Genomic DNA, 23,236 nt, shown 5'->3' with positions numbered 1-23,236 from the left:
TCTGAATAATAAAAATAAAGATTTTAAGACCTATGAGAGTATCTTGAAAGTTATGTTAATAAAAATTAAATGCTATATAATTTAGAAATATTTAATTTAAATTAAAAAATCACTATTAAGAAAGGAAAATTATTATGGTTATAGGAAATTCAAAAGTAGCAATTGATGCTATTGAAAAATATGACAATATTGTTATTTTTCACCACATTCGTCCAGATGGAGACTGTTTAGGTTCACAAGCTGGGCTTGCAGAATTAATTAGAACAAACTACCCTAACAAAAATGTTTACACAGTAGGGGATAACTTACACTTATTTGACTTTATGGGTTACCACTTTGATGACATTGAAAAAATCGACTTTACAAACTCATTAGGAATTGTAGTTGATGCTTCAAGTGGAAACAGAATTGAATGTGCAAACTTATTATATGAAAACAAGACAACGGCTAAATTAAGAATTGATCACCACCCTAACTCAGCTGACATCGATTACGATTACAACTGAATCGATGAACACTATGTTGCAGCTGCTGAAATGATTGCTCAAATCGCATTTGATGCAGGATGAACAGTTACACAAAAAGCTGCATCACACATTTACCTAGGAATCAACACTGACTCAGGAAGATTTTTATACCCTGACACATCAGCTAGAACACACAAATTAGTAGCATTCTTAATGGAAACAGGATTCCACCCATCATTCATCTTAAAAGAACTTTCAAAAAGAACATTCAAACAACTTAAATTTGTTGGACACATTTTAAATGGATTCAAAAAAGAAGGAAGAGTTCTTTACTACGAAATTGATACAGAAACATTAAAGAAATATGATATGGATTCATTCGAAGCTGCTCAATACGTAAATGAATTAGCTAATATTGAAGACAACTCTTGTTGAGCATTATTCATTCAACTTGAAGATGGAACAGTTAGAGGAAGATTACGTTCAAATGGACCATTAGTTAACTTAGTTGCTAACAAATATGGTGGTGGAGGGCACGATAACGCTGCCGGAATTACTCTTCAATCTTGAGACCAAGTTAAAGACGTTTTAGCTGACTTAAACCAAGCTATCGTTGAGTGAGAGGCTAAATAATTATGGTTATTGGTAATTTAAAATTAGTTACTGAACAATTAGAAAAATACGATAACATCGTTATTTTTCACCACATTCGTCCAGATGGAGACTGTTTAGGTTCACAATTTGGATTAAAAGAATTACTTGAAACAAACTTCCCAAATAAAAAAGTTTATGCAATAGGTGATTCAAAAGGTTCATTCTCATTCTTAGATATCAAAATGGATGAAATTCCATCAGATGAATTTTTAAAAACTGCTTTAGGAGTTGTTGTAGATGCAAACTTCAAAGAAAGAATTGAATATAGAGAAGTTTTAGACAAAGACTTATTTGCTCAAGTTATTAGAATTGACCACCACCCAAATGATGATGATTTAGGTGAACATTGCATTAGATGAGTTGATTCATCATATATTGCAGCTGATGAAATGATTACAGAAATCGCGGTTGTAAACAACTGAAAAATCACACAAAAAGCTGCTAACTTCTTATATTTAGGAATCAACACTGACTCAGGAAGATTCTTATTCAATAACACTACAGCTAGAACATTAAATTTAGCTGCTAAATTATATGAAGCAGGATTACAACAAGACTTTATCCACTCAAATTTAGCTAAAGTTACATTAGATGACTTAAAATACAGTGCTTGATTAATGACAACATTAAAAACAAGAGATGGTGTAGCTTACATTCAAAATGATTTAAAAACAACAAATGAATTTGGTAAAACACCACAACAATCAATTAGAGTAAATTCAATTGCTAACATCGATGGATTCCCAATGTGAGTTCAATTCACAGAAGAAGAAAACGGAAAAGTTAGAGTTGAATTTAGATCAAATGGACCAATTGTTAGAAATGTTGCCGTTAAATGAGGTGGTGGAGGACACGAAAGAGCCTCAGGTGCTATTATTGACTCACTTGATTTAGTTGAACAAGTTATTGATGATTGTGCTGCTGAAGTAGCTAGATGAAGAGAAGAACAAGCTAACGCTTAATATAAATTTATTCCATACACAAATTAATGTATGGAATTTTTTATTTATTTTTAATTTAGAGAAATTGAATTCAACTTTTAAACCTAGAGCACTACTGTAAAAGTTAATTTTAATTTATTAGATTATTTAAATTAGAGACTATCAAATCACTCTGAAAAAGTTTTATAATATTAGTGGATCGTTAGCTCAGCCGGTAGAGCAACTGGCTCTTAACCAGTGGGTCGCAGGTTCGAACCCTGTACGGTCTACCATTTCGTTTAAGCGACCAATCTCCACATATTAAAAATATGTGGTTTTTTATTTACTATTTTTAAAATTTTGCTTTATTTGCAAAAGTGATAGAATAAGAATAGTAATTTAGTTATCTTGTTGATAGGTAACATATTTTTTAATTTTAAAGAAAGGAGCAAAATGCTTTTTAAAAAGTCAAATAGTCATAAAGACCAAAATTCTTCTAAATGACAAGACACAGTTGAAAACTTAGAAAAAGTGCACATTAAAAAAGAGAACACTTTATACAAAAGAACAAGAATGTCTAACTTTGGTCTTAAATTAAATTACTTCTACCAACAAATGCCACTTTGAAAAATTATTTTAATAACAAACATTACAGCAGTTATCTTCGGTATCATTGGTGTATTCTTTGTTAAAAATGTTGGTATTTACAACTTTGGTTTAGCTGCTTTTGGACAAGCTGGAGCAAAGATTTTAGTAGTTTCTATAGCTGGACAAGTTGATGGAACAGTGCTTAACTTAATTGACCAGTTCGTCTTCTGAGTTGCTTATGTTATTTTAAGTATTCCTATTTTCATTTTCGGTTATAAGAAAGTCGGAAAATTATTTACAAACTTAACAATTTTATTCTTAGTTGTTTCATCATTGGTTTCATTCGGAATCGGAATGATCCCAGGTGCTGGTTCAACATATATTATCGGGGACTTCTCAAACAAAGCTGTTAAAGCCGCTTTACCTAAAGCTTACCAATCACTTTCAGGATTAGTTCCATTATTATGAGACTCATACTCATCAGGTAGCGTGTTAGCATTAATGCTTTATGCAATTGTTTATGGAGTATTATTAGCTTACGTATTTGCTATTATCCAAATTATTGGAGGAACAGCTGGTGTTACAGGTGTTATCGGAGAATGATACGCAAACGCAAAACAAAAATCATTCGGTTCAATTAGTGGATATATGAACATAGCAATTATGATTGTCGCTGTTTTAGTTGGGTCTTGATTACCAGGTTCAATTCTTTTATCAAAAGTTGATCCTTCATTAGTTGCTGATAATAAAACTAAAATGGGATTATCAGATTCACAAGTAATTGAATTCACAAGACAAGCAGAAGCATTGAAAGCAAAAGTATGACACGCTGAACTTTACTTCTCACCTAACTTCATCGCTACATTCTTAGTAAATGTTGTTTATATCGGTGTATTAGATAAATTATTCCCTAAATTTAAACTTGTTAGAGTTCAAATCTTTACAAAGAATGCTGCTAAAGTTAAAGAAATTATCACAAGTGACAAGAAAATTGTTACAGGTATGACAATTTTCAGAGCTACAGGTGGATACGAAGGAAAAGATATTGATGTTATTACATCAGTTGCATTATTCAGACATGTGTTACGTATTATTAAAGATGTTCGTAAAGTTGACAAAGATGCATTTATCTCTATTTCAGATATTAAAAGTATTGATGGTTCAATTTACTTACCACAAGATAAATTCTAATAAATCATTAACTAGCTACCTTTTAGGTAGCTTTTTCTTTATCTTTTTTAGTAACTAATTTAAAAGAAAAAGCAAGATATCAAATTAAATATCTTACTTTTGTATCTATGTGCATAGGTTAAATGATTTTAACTTTAACTCTAAAACCTCTAAAAGAATAATATGAATCAGCACTATTATGGTAGACAAATACTGCACCATATCTATTGTCGCAAAATATCGCACCACCTTTATCTCGAATTTCTTTAGGTGTGTGAATTCACGAAGATGTCTTAGTATCTAGTGGTTTGATTGTATTTAAAAATCTATAGTCTTGCTCAGTCAGCAGTTCACTAAAATAACTATGTGCAAGACTTAAAGCATCATTTTCAGGCACAAACTTCTTTCTGTTAATTAGCGCAGTTCTATCATAGCACAGTGATCTTCTATTAGGTGACTGAGTTGATAAATCTACAAGATAAATGTTATCAAACATTGAAACTAATGTTGGTTCACCATTAGTTTGTTCCATTCAGTCAAATGTGTTAATTAATTGTGGGCTAGAAAGAATTATTTGAACACGTTTTTCAAATTCGTCATTTGATAATAGATTCAAATTTGCATTTCTTTCTAAAAGAGTTTTATAAATGTAATTTGTTTTCATAATTAATCAATTACTTTAAATGTGAATCCAATAACTAATTTATTGAATTCTTGAGCTCTTCTTGTTTCATAAGCTGTATAAACTTTTTCAAGCTCTTCTTTATTATATTTAATTGATTTTTCAGGATCTGAAATTTGTTCAGGATCACTCTCAGCATTTTTATTAGGGTTAGCAATTTTCGGATCATTTAATTCAGTTAATTTGTTTTTGAAGTATTCAACTTTATTGTTTTCAAAAATATTTCATTTTTCTTTTTCTGCTTTAGCAGCATCTAATCTTGCTGTCGCTTCTTCTTTTTGTCCTTCTAATTTATCTACTTCAGCTTTGAAAAGCTCGATTTGTTCTCTTAACTTTTGCTTTTCTTCTTCATCTTGAGACGCAGCAAGTTTTTCTTCAGCAGGCGCAATTACTTCTTTTTTGTATGTATCAATTCTAGATGTGTAATTTGAGATTTCACTTTCTAAAGAAGAAATGTATTCTGAACCTTTTGTTGATACATTAATGTAATTATCAATTGCATCAATTAAGTATTTTTGAGGTAGTGTAGATGGAATTTGATCAACAGGAATAGCTTGAGTTGGATATGTTTCATCAGTTACATCTTTAAATCTATACATATAACCAAATTTAGAAATCATTTCCTTATCATCATCTGTTATTGTGATTTCTTTATCTTCAAGTGCTGAGATTTTAGCTTTTAATTCAGATACTTTCGCAAGTTCTTCATCAGACATTTGGTCAATAATTAATGGTTTAATTTGGTTTTCGTAAATTTCATCACTCAATGTTATATATAAGTCAAATGAAGCATTAAGATTAACTCCTTGCTCAGAAAGTTTAACAGCATTTTTATCAATTAAGTATTCATATGATGGAGTTAAGAAGAATGTGTCTCAAAAATCTTTGTAATGTCTTCCACCTAATAATGAATTTCTAACAACTCCGATTTGCAATAAATTGTATTTGTTGTTGTCTTTAGTTTCTTCTTTAATCTTATATTCAATTGGTTGAACTGAATTAAATCCTAATGTAATATAGTCAGTTAGTTTTGTTAATTCTCTAATATTTTCATCGCTTGACTCTTTATTTATCTTTGTATTAGCTTCATTAGGGTTGAAAACTCCTCAATAATTAATAATTTCAATAGGCAGTGATAATTTTAAAATATGATCAGCATTTCAGTCATTAATCATTGATGAAACTAATTTTGAACCTTGTGTAATTTTTTCTTCAAGATTTAATTTATCAAATGAATTTGTTTGTTTGTTTTTTGAGTAAATTACAGAACCAAATTTGAAAGATTGATTTCAGTTAGTTGTGAATGAAATCGATAAAGGTAACATTTTTCCATTTGTAAGATCATTTAATACACTTGGATTTTCAATTGTTACTTTTTCTTTTAAGTTTTTAGCTTTAATTTTTTCAATAAGAGCTTTAACTTCTTGGTTTTTTTTGTATTTCTCTAATAAACTATCATATGTTGTTGCTTGGTTTTTGTAAGTCTCCTTACCATTTTCATCAAGAATAGGTTTACCGATTTCGCTCATATTTGGCATTTTTGCAAAGTTAGGAACAATTAATGAGTTAAATTGTTTATTTAAGGAACTTTCAGGTTGTGTTAATTCAAGATATGGAACATTAAATTGCTCTCTAAAACTCATAAATTGTTTTTGGAATTTTAAATATTCATCAGACATTTCTCTGATTTTCTCTTCAGATAATGAAGTGATTGAATCATATGCATAGTTTTGTGCATCGTTTAATTTTTTATACTCAGCAATAACATTTTGATTTGATAATAAATATTGATCAACTGAATTTTTAAGTGTAGCATCTTTTGTCAATGATTTAATTTTATTAGCTCTATTTTCACTCTCGTTCATTAGAATGTAATTTTTAATGATTTCAGCTTTACCATTTGAATAAAATAAGTATCCAACTAACTTACTAAAGTCAGATTTCATTGATTGTTGAATTTCTTCACTTTCAGGCATGAATCTAATAAATGTAGAAAGAATACCGTTAAGAAACTGTGGATTTATAGCTCATGTGATTCTTGAAACTTCATTAAAATATTTATAAGTATTTTGAATTTCACCATTAATAATTTGTTCAATTTGTTTTAAGTTTGAGTTGACAATGTTGTTTTTAAATGATTCTGGATCTGATTTTAAAACATAAATAACCGTATTTTTAGCATTTTCATTTTGACTAAAGAAATTATTTAATCTTTCATTAGCTGCAGAATCATTTTCAATGATATTTAATCATTTTTGAGCTGTATTAACAATATTGTTAAATAAAACATTAGCTGTTTTTAAGTAGTCACCTTTAAACGATTTTAAATTTTGATCCTCTTTTTGTTGATTGTTGCAAGAAAGTGCAACAATTGGTAATGCAGCAGATATTCCAACCGGCATTGTTAATAAGAATTTTTTAACTAGTTTTTTCATAATTATTTTAATTTTATTAAACTTTATTATTTTTATTATTAAAAAATCATTTTTATCTAGCATATAGTTATATCAGTAAAGCACAAAAAACAGATATTGTGGTATTATTTAAAATATTAATCTAACTTATATTAAATAAGTAAATATTAGGAGTAATAATGTCAACATTTTTAACAGTTATATTGGTAATGGTTGGAATTCTAATTGTCTTCGTTTCATTATTAATGTCACCTGATTCAAATGGTTTTTCAGGAGCATTAGTTGGTTCAGGAGACTTGGAGTTATTTAAAAATTCAAAAGAAAGAGGAGTTAAGAAATTCTTAAAATACTCAATGATAGTTTTAGGAGCAATTTTAATTATTGCTTCAGTTATTTTAAGAATAGTACTGAAAAAATAAAAGTATGCAAAAACAAGAAATATTAAATTACATTAGAAAATATAAGTCAAGGTCATTTTTAGACATTGCAAAACATTTTAAAGTTTCATTGAGAAATAATAAAGACTTGACTAAAGCTATTTCAGATTTGCAATCTGAATATTTAGTTTTTAGAAATAATAATGATGAATATTATTCACCTGAACTAGAAGAAACAGTTACAGGAATTTTAAAAGTTGCTACAAAAGGTAACTTTGGATTTGTTGATTATGACATCAACGAAGAAGAAGGAACTAAAAAAAGTGTTTATGTAAAAACTTTTAATTTTAATGGAGCTATTAGTGGTGATGAAGTTAAGGTTAATGTTTATAAACTTCAAAAAGGTGATGAAGAATTAAAAGATGGTGTAGTTACACAGATTATTCAAAGAAACAATGAAAGTTTTGTTGGATTTATAAAAGAAAAAAATGGTGTTAAATCATTTGCACCTATTGATGCTAGATTTAAAAGTGTTAAATTTAAATTAATTCCTTCAAGTGTTCCAAACAAATTAAATGACTTAGTTTTAGCTAAAGTTTTAGCTTACGAAGATAAATTCATAACAATAAGTGTTGAAAGAGTTATTACAAACGAAGCTGACCCGATGGTTTTTGTTAAATCATACTTAGAACAAATTAAAGTTCCATCAGCTTTCCCTGAAAATACTGAAGATGAAATTAAATTAATTCCTGAAACAATTGATAATGAAGATCAAACAAATAGACGTGATTTTACAAATGAAATGATTGTAACAATCGACGGTGATGATACAAAAGATTTCGATGATGCAATCACAGTTAAAAAGTTAGATAATGGAAATTATTTCCTTGGAGTTTATATAGCTGATGTTTCTCACTATGTCAAAGAAGGTTCATTCATTAACCAAGAAGCGTTAAGCAGAGGAACAAGTATTTATTTAGTTGACAGAGTTATTCCAATGTTACCTGTTGAATTATCAAATGGAATTTGTTCGCTTAATCCAAATGTAAAAAGATTTGTTTTAGCTTGCGAAATGGAAATTGATAAAAAAGGAAATACAGTTAGAGCAGATATTTCACAAGGTATTATTGAAAGTAAATTTAGATTAACATACAAACAAGTTGACAAATACTACAATACAGGCGAAATTAACGAAGATCATCCAAACCAAGAAAATGTAGCTAAATTAAAACAAATGCTTAATGTAGCTAAAGAATTAAGTTTAATTATTCATGATTATAAGATCAAAGAAGGATATGTTGATTTTGATATTGATGAACCTAAAATTAAACTTGATCAATATGGCAGAGTTGAACAAATCGTGATTAATAAACGTGGATTTAGCGAAGTTTTAATTGAAGACTTTATGGTTAGAGCGAACGAAACAGTTGCTAAATATCTTTTTGATGCTAAGTTACCTGTTTTATATCGTGTTCACGAAGCGCCGGATGAAGATAAAATTCAATTACTGCAAAACTCTTTAGCAGCAGTTTCAATAGACGCATCAAAACTTAAAGCAAACTCAATTACTCCTAAAATATTTGCAGATTTTGTTAATAAAGTTAAAGCTGAAAGAGATGATGACTTTATTAAATTAATGTTCTTGCGTTCAATGCAAAAAGCAATTTATTCAGATGTAAACATTGGGCACTTTGGATTAGCAAGTGAATATTATTGCCATTTTACAAGTCCGATTAGAAGATACCCAGATTTAATCATTCATAGAATAATTAGAGATTTTATCATTAATAAACAAACCGAAAAACTTGAAGAGTTTAGATTAAACTTACCTGTATTTGGTGATTTAAATACTAAATCAGAACAAAAGGCAGTTCAAATTGAAAGAAATGTTAATGATCTTAAGTTTGCTGAATTCTTAAAAAATAAAATCGGTTCACCATTTAGAGCTCAAATTTTAAGTGTGCTTAACTTTGGTTTCTTTGTTGAATTTGATTTTAAAGCTAGTGGACTAGTTCATAAGTCAACATTGATTGATGGAGAATATGAAGCTAATGAAAACTTAACTAAATTGATTTCTAAAGATAGAAAATTTACAATTGGTGATTTTGTAGATGTAGTTGTTACAGAAGTTGATTTAGTTGAAGGTAAAGTTACTTGTGTATTAGCTGATTTATACGAAGCTTGATTAGCTAAAAAGCAAAAAGAAGAAGCTGAAAGAGCTTCTAAAAATAAGCAAAATTTTTCAAAATCAAGAAAAAATTTTCAAAAATAAAACAATAGCGCAAAGCTAATAAAGAGCTATGCGCTTTTATAATGAAAAGTTATCTTTTATATAACTTATTTAATATAATTAAAAATATTTATTAAAGGATAAGAATGAAAAATAAAAATAGAAATTTAGAGGAAAATTCATTAGGTTTTGATGCTGGATTAGTAATTAAACAAGATAAAGATATGTTTAATTATTCAGTTGATACCATTATGCTTGGTAATTTTATTTATTTAAATAAAAAAACCACTAGAGCACTTGAAATCGGTGCTAATAATGGTGCTTTATCAATTTTTGTTGCTTCTAGATATGACAAATTAAAAATTGATGCGATTGAAATTCAAAAAAAAGCAGCAGAGTTAGCAAAAGAAAATGTGAAGCTTAATAATATGGAAAATCAAATTCATATTATTAATCAAGACTTTAATGATTTTTACAAACAGCACACAAAGAATGCACAAAAGAAATATCAAATTATTTTCTGTAATCCACCTTTTTATCCTTATGATAAAACAAAAGTTAAAAATAACATTTCACAAGAAAAACTAATTGCAACGCACGAAATTCATTTAAATTTAGAACAATTAATTTTAGGTTGTTCTAAAATAATAGAACAAAAAGGATTTTTATCACTAGTGTTACCTGTTGAAAGAATGGTTGATGCTTTTGAATTATTAAGAAAATATAAATTTGAGCCAAAAAGAGTTCAACTTATTTATCCTAGAATAGACGATAAACCTAAATTTATTTTACTTGAAGCAAGATATCAGACAGGTTGAGGTGTTCATTTCTTACCTAACTTATATCTTCATGATAATAGCGATAAAAATAATCACGATTATTTACCTGAAATTAAAAAACTTTATAGACCTATAAAAGTGGAGGAGAAGATGAATAAAAAAACAAGTTATATAACAACACCTATTTATTATGCAAGTGGAAATTTACACATCGGACACTTATATACAACTACAGTTGCTTGAGTTTTAGCTAATTATAAAAAACTACTTGGTTATGAAGTTAAAATGCTTACAGGTAGTGATGAACACGGTTTAAAAATTCAACAAAAAGCTGCTGAGCAAAATGTAAATCCACAAGAATTTGTTGACAATTTAGTTGCTAAATATAAACAAATGTGAGTTGATTTTGGAATAGAATATGATTTCTTTTCAAGGACATCATCACAATTCCATAAAGATTCAGTAAAACACATTTTCTCTTATTTCTTAGAAAAAGATTTTATTTATAAAGGTCAATACAATGGGTTATACTCAGTTTCAGATGAAGAGTTTTTAACAGAAACACAAGCAGTCAAAAAAGAAGATGGATATTATCATCCGACAAGTGCTCACAAGCTAATTTTAGTTTCAGAAGATTCATATTTCTTTAAAATGAATGAGTTTGCAAAATGATTAGTTGAGTATATTGATGGTAATCCAGAATTTTTAGCACCTAACAAAATCATCAATGAGATGAAAAATAATTTCTTACTTAAAGGATTAGAAGATTTATCAGTTACAAGAACTAACATTGACTGAGGTATTAAAATTGATGAAGACCAAACACATACACTTTATGTTTGATTAGATGCATTATGCAACTATATAACTGCTTTAGGGTATGATGTAAAAAACAAACAACAACCAGATGAGTTTATGAAATTTTGAGCAAGCAAAGACTCAGAAGTTATTCACTTAATTGGTAAAGAAATCGCAAGATTCCATATGATTTATTGACCTATTTTCCTTAAAGCACTTAACTTAAAACAACCTACAAGAATTCAAGCGCACGGTTGATTAGTTACACCAACAGGAAAAATGTCAAAATCAAAAAATAATGTAGTTGATCCATATGATTTATTAGCTAAATACGATAAAGAAATGATTAAATACTATTTAACATCACAAATCACATTAGGAGAAGATGGTGTTTGAGATGAAGATAGATTTATTGATGTGATTAACTCTGAATTAATTAATAATTATGGAAACTTAGTTTCAAGAACTTTAAAAATGAAATCAAATAGTTTTTCAGGTCCTTTAAAATACAAGTCATCAAAAGATCAAAATGACTTGGACATAGACTTAAAAATTAGAAATTCTATCTTCGAATACAAAAAACACTTTGACAATTTAGAAATTGACAAAGCATTAAAAGTTGCTATTAATTTATCAAGCGACTTAAATAAATATGTTGATTTAACAGAACCGTGAAAATTAAAAGAAGATTTACCAAGATTAGAGCAAATTTTAATAAGACTTCTAAATGGTATTTATGCAGTATCGACTTATTTATCGGTTGTATTAAAAGATAAAACAAAAGAAGTAGCAACTGCATTAGGTTTTGATAGTTTTTCTATTGATTTAATAGAAGATTATCAAAAATTTGATAATATTAATCAAGGGAATGAGTATATGCTCTTTGCTCGTTTAAAAAAATAACTTGATCTTATTAAGGAGGCGATTTTGATTTTTGCCAAAGCATCAAGATATGTAATAAATCCAGAAAAGTTAAAAGGATTTATTGATTATTTATTTATATTAACTAAAAAAACAAGAATGAAAGAAGAAAATTTATCATTCGAATATTCTGTCGATCCTGAGGGAATAGTAATTGTTTTAGAAAGATGATCTACAAGATTAGATTATGAAAAGTTTATGCAGTTAGAAGAGTTTAAACAAGAGTTTAAAACCCTTAACAAAATGTGTAAATCAGTTAATACATTATATGATGTAGATTTAGTTAAATAGTAATAATAATTTTAAGTAAATTCAACTCATTAAATTAATCGAGTTGATTTTTTATCCAAATTTATTAAAGTGAGGTATTTATGGTTATAGGCATAAGTGGAATGATTGCTGCAGGAAAAAGTTCATTAGTTAAAAACTTACAAAAAGAGTTTCCTACTTCAAAAATATTAAGAGAGTTTGAAGAATCTGATGATGTTTTCAACACTTTCTTAAATTGATTGTATGAAAATAAACCAAATTTAACAATTAGTTTTCAATCTTATATAGCTGAAAATCATTCAGATAAGTTTGCAAAATTATTAGATGAATACAATCAATCAAATTCAAATATTAAAAAAGATCACATTTTTGTTGATAGATTTGCATTAGAACATTATATTTTTGCTAAGTTGATATTATCTGCAAAAAGTGAAAAATATTTACAGGCTTATGACGCTATGTTTGAAAAGTTAGTAACTGAAGATGAAATGCCACATTTTGCAATTTTCTTGGATGTAGATTTTGAAACATTTAAGAAAAGATTGTTTGCAAGAAATAGAGAATCAGAAGTGAAGAATTTTGATTGTAATTACGAATATTTTAAAAATTTACATTCTAACTATTTAAAAATCTTTAAAGAGATAGCTTCAAAATATAACCTTAAGTACTATGTCATAGACACAAATGATAAAGATGAAAAACAAATATTGCAAGAAGCATTATCAATTATTAGTGCTGAAGAAAAATTACTTAGTCAATAGATTTTCATTTTTATCACAATTAAGAAAACACTTATTTTTAGTTCTATTAAGAACAGGGATGAGTGTTTTTCTTTTTGCAAAAGCATAAAAAACAACACTAATCTAATTGATTTAGTGTTGTATAAAATCTATGTAAAATTATTAAGCTGGTGTATTTTTTTAATTTGTAGTAGCAGCTGGAAGATTTAATGTAACTTGGAATGTTTTTGATGAACTCTTAACTGGTGTTGCATCATTAACGTATTTAACAACTTTGAATTTAATTGTAACTGTTCCTTGTGATTCATTGTAAACTGTGTTAAGTCATCCACTTGCCCCTTGAATACCTTGTTTGTTTTCGTATTCAGGTTTTACATCATTAGCAATCATGTAACCACTTTTAATGTATTGAATTCCTTTTTCAGTATTAACAGCCTTAATTTCTGCTGAAGGTTGTGAAACATTGTAATCTCTACCAACACCTGTTGCTAATTGACCATCATAGTTAGAGAAGAATAATTGTCTTTTTCTTACTTCACCTTTTGTTAATTTGTCAATAACATCTTGTCTTTTTTCTGGTAAGAATGTGAATAATTCAGTTCCTTTAGCCACTAATCTTTCACCAATTCTATCTAATTCAGCAATTTCTGGGTCAGCTTGCACAGGTGAACCTGTGTTTGGGTTACCAGGTTGTTCTGGCTTTTTAGTATCTTTACATGATACTGCCACGGCTGGTGCCACAATAGCTGATAATCCAGCAATACTCATAAGTAAAGTTTTTAATTTTTTCATAATAATCATCTCCTGAAAATTAATTTATCTACTTAAATTTAAGCACATTTTTCAAATATTATGTAATAAATATGTAATTTTTTCTTATTTTTTTCACATTTTGTGAAAAATTAAGGATTTTTTCTCTGGTTACACTCTTTATTCAGTGAATTCTGAAATAAAAACCACAGCTAGAAAGCTGTGGCGAAGTTATGTAAGGTATAATAATGATTATGTGTTTTACATAAAATTATTTAGTGACAGGTGTTTAATAATTTAACACAAGAAGGATGTTTCATAGACATCACATTCTTTATCCGAATCAAGTTCAAGGATAAAGCACTGGTATTATTATAAGATAAAAATTCAAAAAATGAAAAAAATTTTCATCTATAATTTAAAGAACTATGGAAAAAAGTAAAATTCGTAATTTCTCAATAATAGCTCACATAGATCACGGTAAGAGTACTTTAGCTGACCGTATTTTAGAATACACAAATACAGTAGACACAAGAGAGTTAACTGCTCAATTTTTAGATTCAATGGATCTTGAAAAGGAACGTGGTATTACAATTAAACTAAATGCAGTTCAAATCAAGTATAAAGACTATATTTTTCATTTAATTGATACACCAGGACACGTTGATTTTAATTATGAAGTTTCTAGATCTCTTGCAGCTTCTGAGGGAGCTTTATTGCTTGTGGATGCAACACAAGGTATTGAGGCTCAAACTTTAGCTAATGTTTATTTAGCGATTGAAAATAATTTAGAAATCTTACCTGTTATAAATAAAATCGATCTACCAAGTGCTGATGTTGAAGGTGTCAAAAAAGAAATAGAAGAAGTTATCGGTATACCTACTGATAATGCTATTTTGGTGTCTGCAAAAACAGGCCAAGGTGTTCATCAATTGCTTGATGCGATTGTTGAATACGTCCCAGCTCCTAAAAATGCAGATGATAATAAACCTTTAAAGGCATTGATTTTTGACAGTTACTTTGATCCATATCGTGGTGTAGTTATGCTTATTAGAGTATTTGAAGGTAAGCTTAAAACAGGAGATAAGTTTAAATTTATGTCAAGACACGATGCAGGAAACGAGTATCATGTTATTGACTTAGGTATTAAAAATCCAAATGAAACCAAAAAAGATGAATTAGTTGCAGGAGAAGTTGGGTGAGTTTCAGCAGCAATTAGAGATGCAAAAGAAGTTAACGTCGGGGATACAATCACTTTAATTTCTAATCCAACAAAACAAGCTCTTCCAGGTTACAAAAAAATGAAACCTGTTGTGTTTACCGGTTTTTACCCAATCGACACAAAAGATTACATGGATCTTAAGGAAAGTTTAGAAAAAATTTCATTATCAGACTCATCAATCACATGAGAACAAGAAACATCAAAAGCATTAGGATTTGGATTTAGAGTTGGTTTCTTAGGAATGTTGCATATGGAAATTCTTCAAGAGAGACTTGATAGAGAATATAAGGTTGGAATTATTGCGACAAGTCCAAGTGTTGAGTATAAAGTAACTACTACAAAAGGAGAAATTGAATACATTTCTAACCCTACATTGTTTCCTGATAGAACATTTATAGAACAAATCGAAGAACCATATGTTGAAGCAAGTATTTTTGTACCAAATGAATATATTGGTAATGTTATGGAACTTTGTCAAAATAAAAGAGGTATTTATAAAACTTTAGAGACAGTTGACTCTAGAAGAACTAGAATAATTTATGAATTACCATTAGCTGAAACTGTTTTTGATTTCTTTGATAGATTAAAATCTACCACAAAAGGTTATGCATCATTTGAATATGAGTGAATTGGATATAGACCTTCAGATTTAGTGAAAGTAGATATCTTATTAAATGGTGATAAAGTTGATGCATTCTCAATAATTTCTCATAGAGAAAAAGCATATGAAGCAGCTAGAGAGTTGTGCATAAAACTCAAGGATGCAATACCTAGGCAAAACTTCGAAGTACCTGTGCAAGCTACTATTGGTGGAAAAATTATTGCAAGAGAAACAATTAAAGCTTATAGAAAAGATGTTACTGCAAAACTTTATGGTGGGGATGTAACAAGAAGACAAAAATTACTCAAGAAGCAAAAAGAAGGTAAGAAACGTATGAAAAAACTAGGTTCTATCGAAGTGCCACAAGAAGCTTTCTTATCAGTTTTAAAAACAAATATTGACAAATAATTTATTTAGCCAGGTTAATACCTGGTTATTTTATTAGCCAAGTTTTATAATTGTCTCCATACAAATTTCTAATCGCATCTTTATATGATGATTTTTGATTTTCATATCCTCCATAAATTAAATCATATGGTTCTATGTTATATGAGCCAAAGTTATGTGAATAATCTAATTTAGGTGATCTTAATAGACAAGATATTGATGCCTTATTTTTAAAATCAACATCATATGTAGCGAACATTAAACCAAGCAATTGATTATTTTGATTAACAACCGGAGATCCTGATGAACCATAATATGGTTGATAATTATTTATTACGAATCCTAAACCATAATTAACAAATTTATTTCTTTTGAAAACAGATTTATTTAGATACTTAAAATTATTTAAATGACTTATGTACCTAAAGTTAAGCAAAATATCAACAAAACCAGGATAGTTTTCTAAAAAATGAAATTGCTCTGAGTGATTTAAATTATTTGAATTATTAAAAGTAAACTCATTTTCTTTAACGTGGTAACCAATTGAGTAAAATTCATGATTTTCCAAAATATTATCTGATGATATTGTGCTAATTTTTTTGATATTAATAAATTTGCCTAATCATTCATTAAACGAGATATTTTGACAACTGACTAAATTTTCATTTTTAGAGTATTCAAAAATTGAATTACTTTTATTATTAAGATTTTTCAAATCTAATTCCAGTATACCAAAGTCAATCATTTCTTCAACATTATCCATATTATGGATGTAGTTTTTAGGACTTGACTCTAAAAAATCTAATGCTAAATATACAATTTTAAAATCACTAGGATTAAAGTTGAAAATTTGCTTAATTTCTTGGTTTTTATTCGTATCAAATTTCAACTTTGAAATTTGAACTTGAGAAGTTATAAGATTACTTTCATCATTTAATAATTGATTATCACTGATAATATTTGAAAATATTGAGCCATCAGAATTATTCTTTACAAAGTTATTTAGAACATGAGCATTTGTTACGAAATACAATTTTTCAATTTCACCATTATCATCAAGATGATAATCAAATAAACTCATAGTACCTGAATGAATCATATATTTAGATTGTGAGTTTATCCTGTTATGAGGGTTATAGTTATGAAACGAAACTTTAAATACATTATCCATCATATCTTCATGATGAATATTAAGATTAATTTGATTATTTTTATCAAGTTTGATACTTTCTCAATTCATTTTTCCTGAACCAAGCAAAATTTTATTATTAATTAATAATGGAGAAAAATTACTTAAATATTTCTGATTCAATAAACTATTTGTTGTTTTATAAGAATTTGTATTATGGTTTTTCTTATTGATTTCTTTTTTTAATTGATGGTTATCAGTCCTGCATGAAGCAGTAAAGAAGCTGCAACAAAACATTAACTTCGTAAAAATTATTAAGCAAACTAAAATTTTTTTCATAATCACCTCATTAATTTAGTGATTTTTCTCAAATTTGAACTATTAGGTAATTAGTTACAAAAATAGTTAAAAAAATTAAAATAGTTGATAAAGTTATTCATTTTCTATAGATAATCCTGAGAGCCTTGAGACATTTAATGGAGGAGAATATGAAGCATAACATGCTAATAATGCATATACAATTTTAGGAGACTAAATATCAAACTAAAATTGTTAAAATAATTATAAAAAACCTCAATATAACTATCACTAAAAAATGTGTTCGTTATATTGAGGTTTATATTTTTCAATTTAGTTATCTATCAAATTTTGATTTGTTCTTCTTCAGGTAAAAACATTTGATCGTTTTCATTTAAGTTATAAGTTTTTGTGAAATCCGGATTGTTTAATAAAACAACATTTCCACGTATTTCTGAAGGTGAGTGAACGTCAGATTCCAATCTTCTTTTTGCGCTTCCTTCCGTGATAATCATTCTTCAAACTCTAGCTCAGTTTTCGAAGAAGTTTTTTGGATCAAAGTCATTTTCAAGTTTAGCAGCTTCAAATGCACATGAAACTCCACCGATATCAGCAATATTTTCAGAAACTGTTAGTTTTCCATTCACTTTTCCATATTTAGTTTCTTTACCATCATATAACTTAATAACAGCGGCAATTTTTTCGTCAAATTTTACTCTATCTTCATCGGTTCATCAGTTGTTTAAGCTTCCATTTTCATCAAATTGTGAACCGTTGTTGTCAAATGCATGTGAGATTTCGTGAGCAATAACTGCTCCAATTCCTCCATAATTTGCAGATGAAGATTGATTAATATCATAATAAGGAGCTTGTAAAATTGCAGCAGGGAAAACAATGTGATTTGCAAATGGATTAAAGTAAGCATTAATTTCTGCAGGAGACATTGATCAATACTTATCATTCTTTAATTGATTGTATTGCGATAAGTTGTATTGAGTCTTAATTGATTCAAAGAATAAAACATTTTCTAAAATGTTTGAACCTTGCTCATAGGTCTTAACAACAAAATCTTTGTAAAATGGTCTGATGATTTCTGGGTATCCAACCATAACACCTAATTTGTTCAATTTAGTAATTGCTTTTTTAATTGTTTCTTTTGATAATCATGTGTTTTCTTCCAAGTTTTTCTTATAGACTTCAATCATATTAGCGACCATATGTTCTACATCTTTTTTAGCTTTCTCTCCAAAGAAATGTTTTGCATAGTACATACCTAATGGTTCTTTGAAATATTTAGTAGCCAAATCATAAGCGAACATTTCTAAATCTCTTGGTTTTTGGATTGAGTAAATTGCATTTTTAAATTCTGTTGCTTTAATTCTTGTTTCTTCATCTAAATATGAAGCTGCAAAAATTAAGTTTTTAATAAAGAATAAAGCTTTATATTCTTCAAACGTTTCTTCATTGAAAATATTGTTTAAGTTTTCAATGAATTTAACATTTGAACAAGGTATCATTTCAACTTTTTGACCTACTAATTGTTCTGCAATGTTTGGAATATTAAAGATTGAACTTTTATCATCATATCATGTGATTTCTTTAGGGTTGTATAATGAAACATAATCAGCTTTTTGAACATCTGAAAGAACATAATCTTTAATTTTTAAATCAAAAGCAATAGCTTTATTAATTAAATCATTTGATTTTCTTTCATCAAATCCGTATTTTTGTAATAAATCAAAAACCATATTAATTCATACAGTCATTAATCTATTTGCTTCTTGTTCATTTTCATATGTTTCTTTTGAAGGTAAAATTAAGCTAAATTCATCAAGTCATAAAACTTGTAATTTATTATTTTTAAAATCTTCTCCAACACCAAAAGATAAAGGTAAAGATACATATCTATTATTAAAGTAATCAAAATTTGAAGCAAGTTGTTCAAATGATTTTAATTCTTCAATATTTTTAAGAAAATCTTTAGCCGGTTTTATTCCGATTTCTTTTCTCTTATCTTTATCAATAATCATTTTGTAAAATTCAACATACTGCTTCATCATAGGATCATTAGGTAATTCTTTTTGACCATTAGCTCACTGAACTGTTAAGTCTTTAAGTAATTTTTCTAATTTGATATCTAATTCACCGAATGCTGACATCGATGATCTATCTGATGGAATTGTAGCAGTATTTAATCATTCATAATTAACGTATTCATAAAAATTATCTTCTAATCTAGGTTTTGACATTTTAACTCCTTATAATTTTCTTTTTATTATATAGCAATTAGAGTTTTTTAAACAAAAACCACCAAAAATTGGTGGCACATATCTATAAAAATAATATATAAATTCTATTTAATAAATTAAACAACTTTAACTGAAACTTCTTTAGAATGTGATTTACCTTCCAAATTGTTTCTTTCTATATGGAATATTTCAATTTTTTCATTTCCCTTTGTGTGTAATCCGTGTTTTTGACCACGGCGAAATCCTTTAATTTGACCTTCTAATTCGTCAATTGTGTTAGCTTGTGCAATAACTTCACCACTAGCTACTAATTTTGCTTTGTATTTGTACATAAGCACCTCCGATTTCTTACACTTTTATTCTATAACTTTTTGAGATCAAGTTATCAAAAATTTAATATTTTCTAGTAAATTTTTCACATTTATGAAAAAAATAATTACAGCACTTCTTATCTTATTTTAAGATAAAAAGTGTATGATTTAAACATGACTAAATTACGTAAATCTTTATTGTTTTTAACTGGTTCAATCTTAGGTCTAGGAACACTTGTGACTAATTCATGCAGTTTTCTAGATATTTTTAAATCTTCTGGAAACGGTGATAAAAAACAAGTTAATCAAGTTAAATTAAGATTTACAAATTACACACATCCTACAATTGCAGCTTCTAATGTAGTCTCAATTAACAATAAAGAATTTATGAAAACTTCATCAAAAAGCAATGATGAAGTTAGTCAATTATTAAATAGATTTGAAACTGAAAAAAATAATGTGCACGAATATGAAGAAACTAATGGATCTTGCTATTTTGAATACATAGATCCGTACACAAATGTGACTTTTAGAGACTATGCATATTATGTTAGCGAAGACAAAAGTGAGCGTAGATATTTATTAGGTCCTCAAGGTTTAGTTTTATATGCTCATGAATTTAAAAGAAAAATTCCATTCAGTACTGAAGTTTTTGATCTTGAAGCTATAAATATAAATAATTTTAGTGTAATAGATAATACTGCAAACGGCTTATATATTCCGAATATTAAAAATATCTTTATTAATGGTTTCTTTTTTTGTGAATCAGGAATGAGCCTTTATGAAATTATTGCTTATATGATGCAAACAACATTCCACGAATATATGCATCATTGAGCAAACTCATATGCAGAAATTGCATTTAAAAAAGATGTACTTGCAAAATATTATAGTTTTGAAAATGATGATTCACATTTAGTTAACCCATCAATTATTTATTATTCACCTGGAACAACAATTAAAGATCAGCATAATCATCTTTACATTCAATATTGAAATAAATCGTTTGTTGATTCATTTCAATATTTATTAAACTATGACGTAACTTCAAAATCAAAAATCTCTGATGAAACTTGAGAAATATTAAGAGCAGATAATAACAAAAAAAACAGTTTTATTCATAATGTTTTTAGTCCAAAAGATATTTGAGATCTTTCAAACGGAAAACCAAGCAATCCTGATGTAATTGAACTTAATAGAAAATTAAAAGAACATTCAAAATTGTATTATTCACCTGATACAAAGTTCGGTCTTTCATCAAATAATATTCGCTACTATTATTCATTGACTGAATTAGTTCCAAGAGAATATTTGAAATATGGTTTTGAACCTTACTTTAATATAAATTTACCAAATCCAATCGGTCCTGCTATAGAAGATTCAAGAAATAAAGGTCAAGATATCTTTACAATGAGTTATTTTAGCTATGCTCATATCGACAAAACATCTTCATCCACAACTTACACAATTTCGCCAACATCTTTAGCAGATGATATGAGCAAAGTTTTCTTGAATAATTTTGATTCACAATATAGACAAGGATGATACATAGAAGGTGATTTGACAATTCAAGAAAATTCAAACATATCAAGAACTTATAAAAATCAATCTTCAATTCTTCTGCCAACAACACCTTTTGCTTTATCTGAATATCAACCTCAAGTAGGATATAGAACTAAAACTGAATATTTAAATCTTCAGAAAATAAAACAAGATAAATCAGTTGATTTTTACAAATTATTTTTAGATACAATGGGTTATGGAAAAACTATTTCACAACTATATTATGATAATAGTGGATGAAAATGAATTGATTTAGAGCATTCGCAAATCGAAAATAATGAAGCAAATCAACATAAAATCAAATTAAGTGGTTACTTAGATTCAAATGAGTACACAGGGTTTGTCTTCGTTAATCCAGATAATAATCAAGTTACTGCAACATCAAAAATTAAATACTTAGATACATTCAATTTTTTTGGTCACAAAACTTTTGATAAAGGTGCATTATTATCAAATTCATTAACATCAGAACAAACTCGGCAAAGAGAAGAACAATTAAATAATAGAATTTATCCAAATTCATTAAATGAATATACAAACACTTTATTTATTCCATATATTTCAGAAGATTTCATTACAAAACCAAGTAATAATTCAGTTATTTATTTATGAAAAGATTTAAATAACAATAATATTGCTGAAGAAAATGAAATTTTAATAGAAAAAGAAATAACGCTTCCTGAAAATAGATGAGTAACAACAGCAAGATCAACAAAAAATGAAAATGTTTACAATATAATAAAAACTACAGATAATAAAGTTAAATTAGATTTTCATAAATTATTTACATAGTTAAGATATTCACAAGCAAATAGAAAGGAATTTATGCTATGAGATTTTTCTAAATTAAAAGTTGGACAAATGATTAATGTTCAAGCTTATAAACATAATGGCCATCTTTATAGACAATGAAATTCTGTAAAAGTAATTTTTCATAATAAGAGACATATTGTTTTATTTTTAAAAAACACTAAAGTGGCTGAATATGAAAGAGATGTAAATGGGTGAAGATATAAAGAAAATGCAATTTGATTTATTCCGAAAGATTCAATGTACAATGCAATTGTTCTTTTAAAAGAAAGCGGTTCTTATTATTATATAAACCTTGCATCACGTCCAATTTTTGAAGATGACACGCTTAAATTTATTGATTATGATTTAGACATAAAATGTTATCCAGATAAAGAATTACAAATTGTTGATAGAGAAGAATTTGCTGAACATTCAAAAGAGATGAAATATCCCGAATCATTAAGAAAGACTATTTATGATGAAATTAAAGACATCATTTCTTTATATAATGATTATGAATATTTCTTTTCGGATGAAGTTATTGCATACTATTTAAAAGTTTTATATGATGATAAATTAATAACAGAGAAAACATATAATAAATTATTAGACACTAATAATAGAAGAAAATACAATGAAGAAACTTCGATGTTTGCTGATATTTCAAAAATATACAAATAACAAAAACTTTAATACTGTCCATTAAACTATGATGTGGATAGTATTTTTTTAATCAAAAGTTCAAATAAAAAATTCGAAAAAAATTTTTAAAAAAACTTTGAATAAAAAAAATAGTGTTATAATATTCATGCTTTTGATAGCAAAGAAGTTCTTTGAAAACTAGATATATACAAGACATGACAAGTCAATTTTTTTCGAGAGTTTGATCCTGGCTCAGGATGAACGCTGGCTGTGTGCCTAATAC

17 protein-coding genes and 1 tRNA gene are annotated in these 23,236 nt (G+C 27.6%); 12 read left to right on the top strand and 6 right to left on the bottom strand.

The window, feature by feature from the left end; all coding sequences use genetic code 4:
* The first annotated feature begins 134 nt into the window (after positions 1 to 134).
* The 4 genes from VBM88_RS02305 to VBM88_RS02290 all read left to right on the top strand — a co-directional run bounded on the left by VBM88_RS02305 (position 135) and on the right by VBM88_RS02290 (position 3,820).
* Positions 135 to 1,100: a bifunctional oligoribonuclease/PAP phosphatase NrnA gene (locus tag VBM88_RS02305; RefSeq protein ID WP_323680362.1), complete on the top strand. Its 966-nt coding sequence runs from the start codon at positions 135 to 137 to the stop codon at positions 1,098 to 1,100.
* Positions 1,101 to 1,102: 2 nt separating this feature from the next.
* On the top strand, positions 1,103 to 2,083 hold the full coding sequence (locus tag VBM88_RS02300) for a bifunctional oligoribonuclease/PAP phosphatase NrnA (RefSeq protein WP_323680361.1): 981 nt from the start codon (positions 1,103 to 1,105) through the stop codon (positions 2,081 to 2,083).
* 175 nt (positions 2,084 to 2,258) lie between these two features.
* Positions 2,259 to 2,334, top strand: a tRNA-Lys gene (locus VBM88_RS02295).
* A gap of 160 nt (positions 2,335 to 2,494) precedes the next feature.
* Complete coding sequence (locus VBM88_RS02290; protein WP_323176604.1) at positions 2,495 to 3,820, top strand: DUF2179 domain-containing protein; 1,326 nt, start codon at positions 2,495 to 2,497, stop codon at positions 3,818 to 3,820.
* Positions 3,821 to 3,938: 118 nt separating this feature from the next.
* On the opposite strand, the gene VBM88_RS02285 is transcribed toward VBM88_RS02290, so the two are convergent.
* Positions 3,939 to 4,463: a DUF4256 domain-containing protein gene (locus tag VBM88_RS02285; protein ID WP_323176603.1), complete on the bottom strand. Its 525-nt coding sequence runs from the start codon at positions 4,461 to 4,463 to the stop codon at positions 3,939 to 3,941.
* Positions 4,464 to 4,465: 2 nt separating this feature from the next.
* Positions 4,466 to 6,916 carry a hypothetical protein gene (locus VBM88_RS02280; RefSeq protein ID WP_323680360.1) on the bottom strand — a complete coding sequence of 817 codons (2,451 nt, stop codon included), beginning with the start codon at positions 6,914 to 6,916 and terminating at the stop codon, positions 4,466 to 4,468.
* Between the two features lie 158 nt (positions 6,917 to 7,074).
* Here VBM88_RS02280 and secG point away from each other — a divergent pair, with 158 nt between their 5' ends.
* The 5 genes from secG to VBM88_RS02255 all read left to right on the top strand — a co-directional run bounded on the left by secG (position 7,075) and on the right by VBM88_RS02255 (position 13,031).
* Entirely contained in the window at positions 7,075 to 7,314 is a 240-nt protein-coding gene (gene secG, locus VBM88_RS02275; protein WP_323680359.1) for a preprotein translocase subunit SecG, read from the top strand.
* A gap of 4 nt (positions 7,315 to 7,318) precedes the next feature.
* The gene (rnr, locus tag VBM88_RS02270) at positions 7,319 to 9,544 is read left to right on the top strand and encodes a ribonuclease R (protein WP_323680358.1); all 2,226 of its coding nucleotides are present in this window, start codon (positions 7,319 to 7,321) and stop codon (positions 9,542 to 9,544) included.
* Positions 9,545 to 9,648: 104 nt separating this feature from the next.
* Positions 9,649 to 11,982, top strand: a complete 2,334-nt coding sequence (gene metG, locus VBM88_RS02265) for a methionine--tRNA ligase (RefSeq protein WP_323680357.1) — start codon at positions 9,649 to 9,651, stop codon at positions 11,980 to 11,982.
* A gap of 24 nt (positions 11,983 to 12,006) precedes the next feature.
* Entirely contained in the window at positions 12,007 to 12,291 is a 285-nt protein-coding gene (locus VBM88_RS02260) for a putative quinol monooxygenase (protein WP_323680356.1), read from the top strand.
* An 80-nt stretch (positions 12,292 to 12,371) separates the two neighbouring features.
* A complete protein-coding gene (locus VBM88_RS02255; protein WP_323680355.1) occupies positions 12,372 to 13,031 on the top strand; it encodes a deoxynucleoside kinase in 660 nt (219 codons plus the stop codon).
* Between the two features lie 159 nt (positions 13,032 to 13,190).
* On the opposite strand, the gene VBM88_RS02250 is transcribed toward VBM88_RS02255, so the two are convergent.
* A complete protein-coding gene (locus VBM88_RS02250) occupies positions 13,191 to 13,802 on the bottom strand; it encodes a variable surface lipoprotein (RefSeq protein WP_323680354.1) in 612 nt (203 codons plus the stop codon).
* Positions 13,803 to 14,188: 386 nt separating this feature from the next.
* Between VBM88_RS02250 and lepA the strand changes: the two genes are divergently transcribed.
* On the top strand, positions 14,189 to 15,991 hold the full coding sequence (lepA, locus tag VBM88_RS02245; RefSeq protein WP_323680353.1) for a translation elongation factor 4: 1,803 nt from the start codon (positions 14,189 to 14,191) through the stop codon (positions 15,989 to 15,991).
* A gap of 25 nt (positions 15,992 to 16,016) precedes the next feature.
* Here the strand turns inward: lepA and VBM88_RS02240 are convergent, their stop codons facing one another.
* The 3 genes from VBM88_RS02240 to VBM88_RS02230 form a co-directional block, all read right to left on the bottom strand.
* On the bottom strand, positions 16,017 to 17,396 hold the full coding sequence (locus VBM88_RS02240) for an MIP family Ig-specific serine endopeptidase (RefSeq protein ID WP_323680352.1): 1,380 nt from the start codon (positions 17,394 to 17,396) through the stop codon (positions 16,017 to 16,019).
* 341 nt (positions 17,397 to 17,737) lie between these two features.
* On the bottom strand, positions 17,738 to 19,645 hold the full coding sequence (locus tag VBM88_RS02235; RefSeq protein WP_323680351.1) for a M13 family metallopeptidase: 1,908 nt from the start codon (positions 19,643 to 19,645) through the stop codon (positions 17,738 to 17,740).
* A gap of 116 nt (positions 19,646 to 19,761) precedes the next feature.
* Entirely contained in the window at positions 19,762 to 19,977 is a 216-nt protein-coding gene (locus VBM88_RS02230; RefSeq protein ID WP_257089500.1) for an MAG6790 family protein, read from the bottom strand.
* Between the two features lie 153 nt (positions 19,978 to 20,130).
* Between VBM88_RS02230 and VBM88_RS02225 the strand changes: the two genes are divergently transcribed.
* Both VBM88_RS02225 and VBM88_RS02220 read left to right on the top strand, forming a co-directional pair.
* Positions 20,131 to 22,311, top strand: a complete 2,181-nt coding sequence (locus VBM88_RS02225) for an MYPU_1760 family metalloprotease (RefSeq protein ID WP_323680350.1) — start codon at positions 20,131 to 20,133, stop codon at positions 22,309 to 22,311.
* 33 nt (positions 22,312 to 22,344) lie between these two features.
* Positions 22,345 to 22,992: a DUF402 domain-containing protein gene (locus tag VBM88_RS02220; protein WP_257089504.1), complete on the top strand. Its 648-nt coding sequence runs from the start codon at positions 22,345 to 22,347 to the stop codon at positions 22,990 to 22,992.
* Positions 22,993 to 23,236: the final 244 nt, after the last annotated feature.

Origin of the sequence: Mycoplasma sp. 1232 (genome assembly GCF_034863345.1) — a bacterium.
Taxonomy (GTDB): domain Bacteria; phylum Bacillota_I; class Bacilli_A; order Mycoplasmatales; family Metamycoplasmataceae; genus Mycoplasmopsis.
This window is presented reverse-complemented; position numbering and strand designations above follow the sequence as displayed.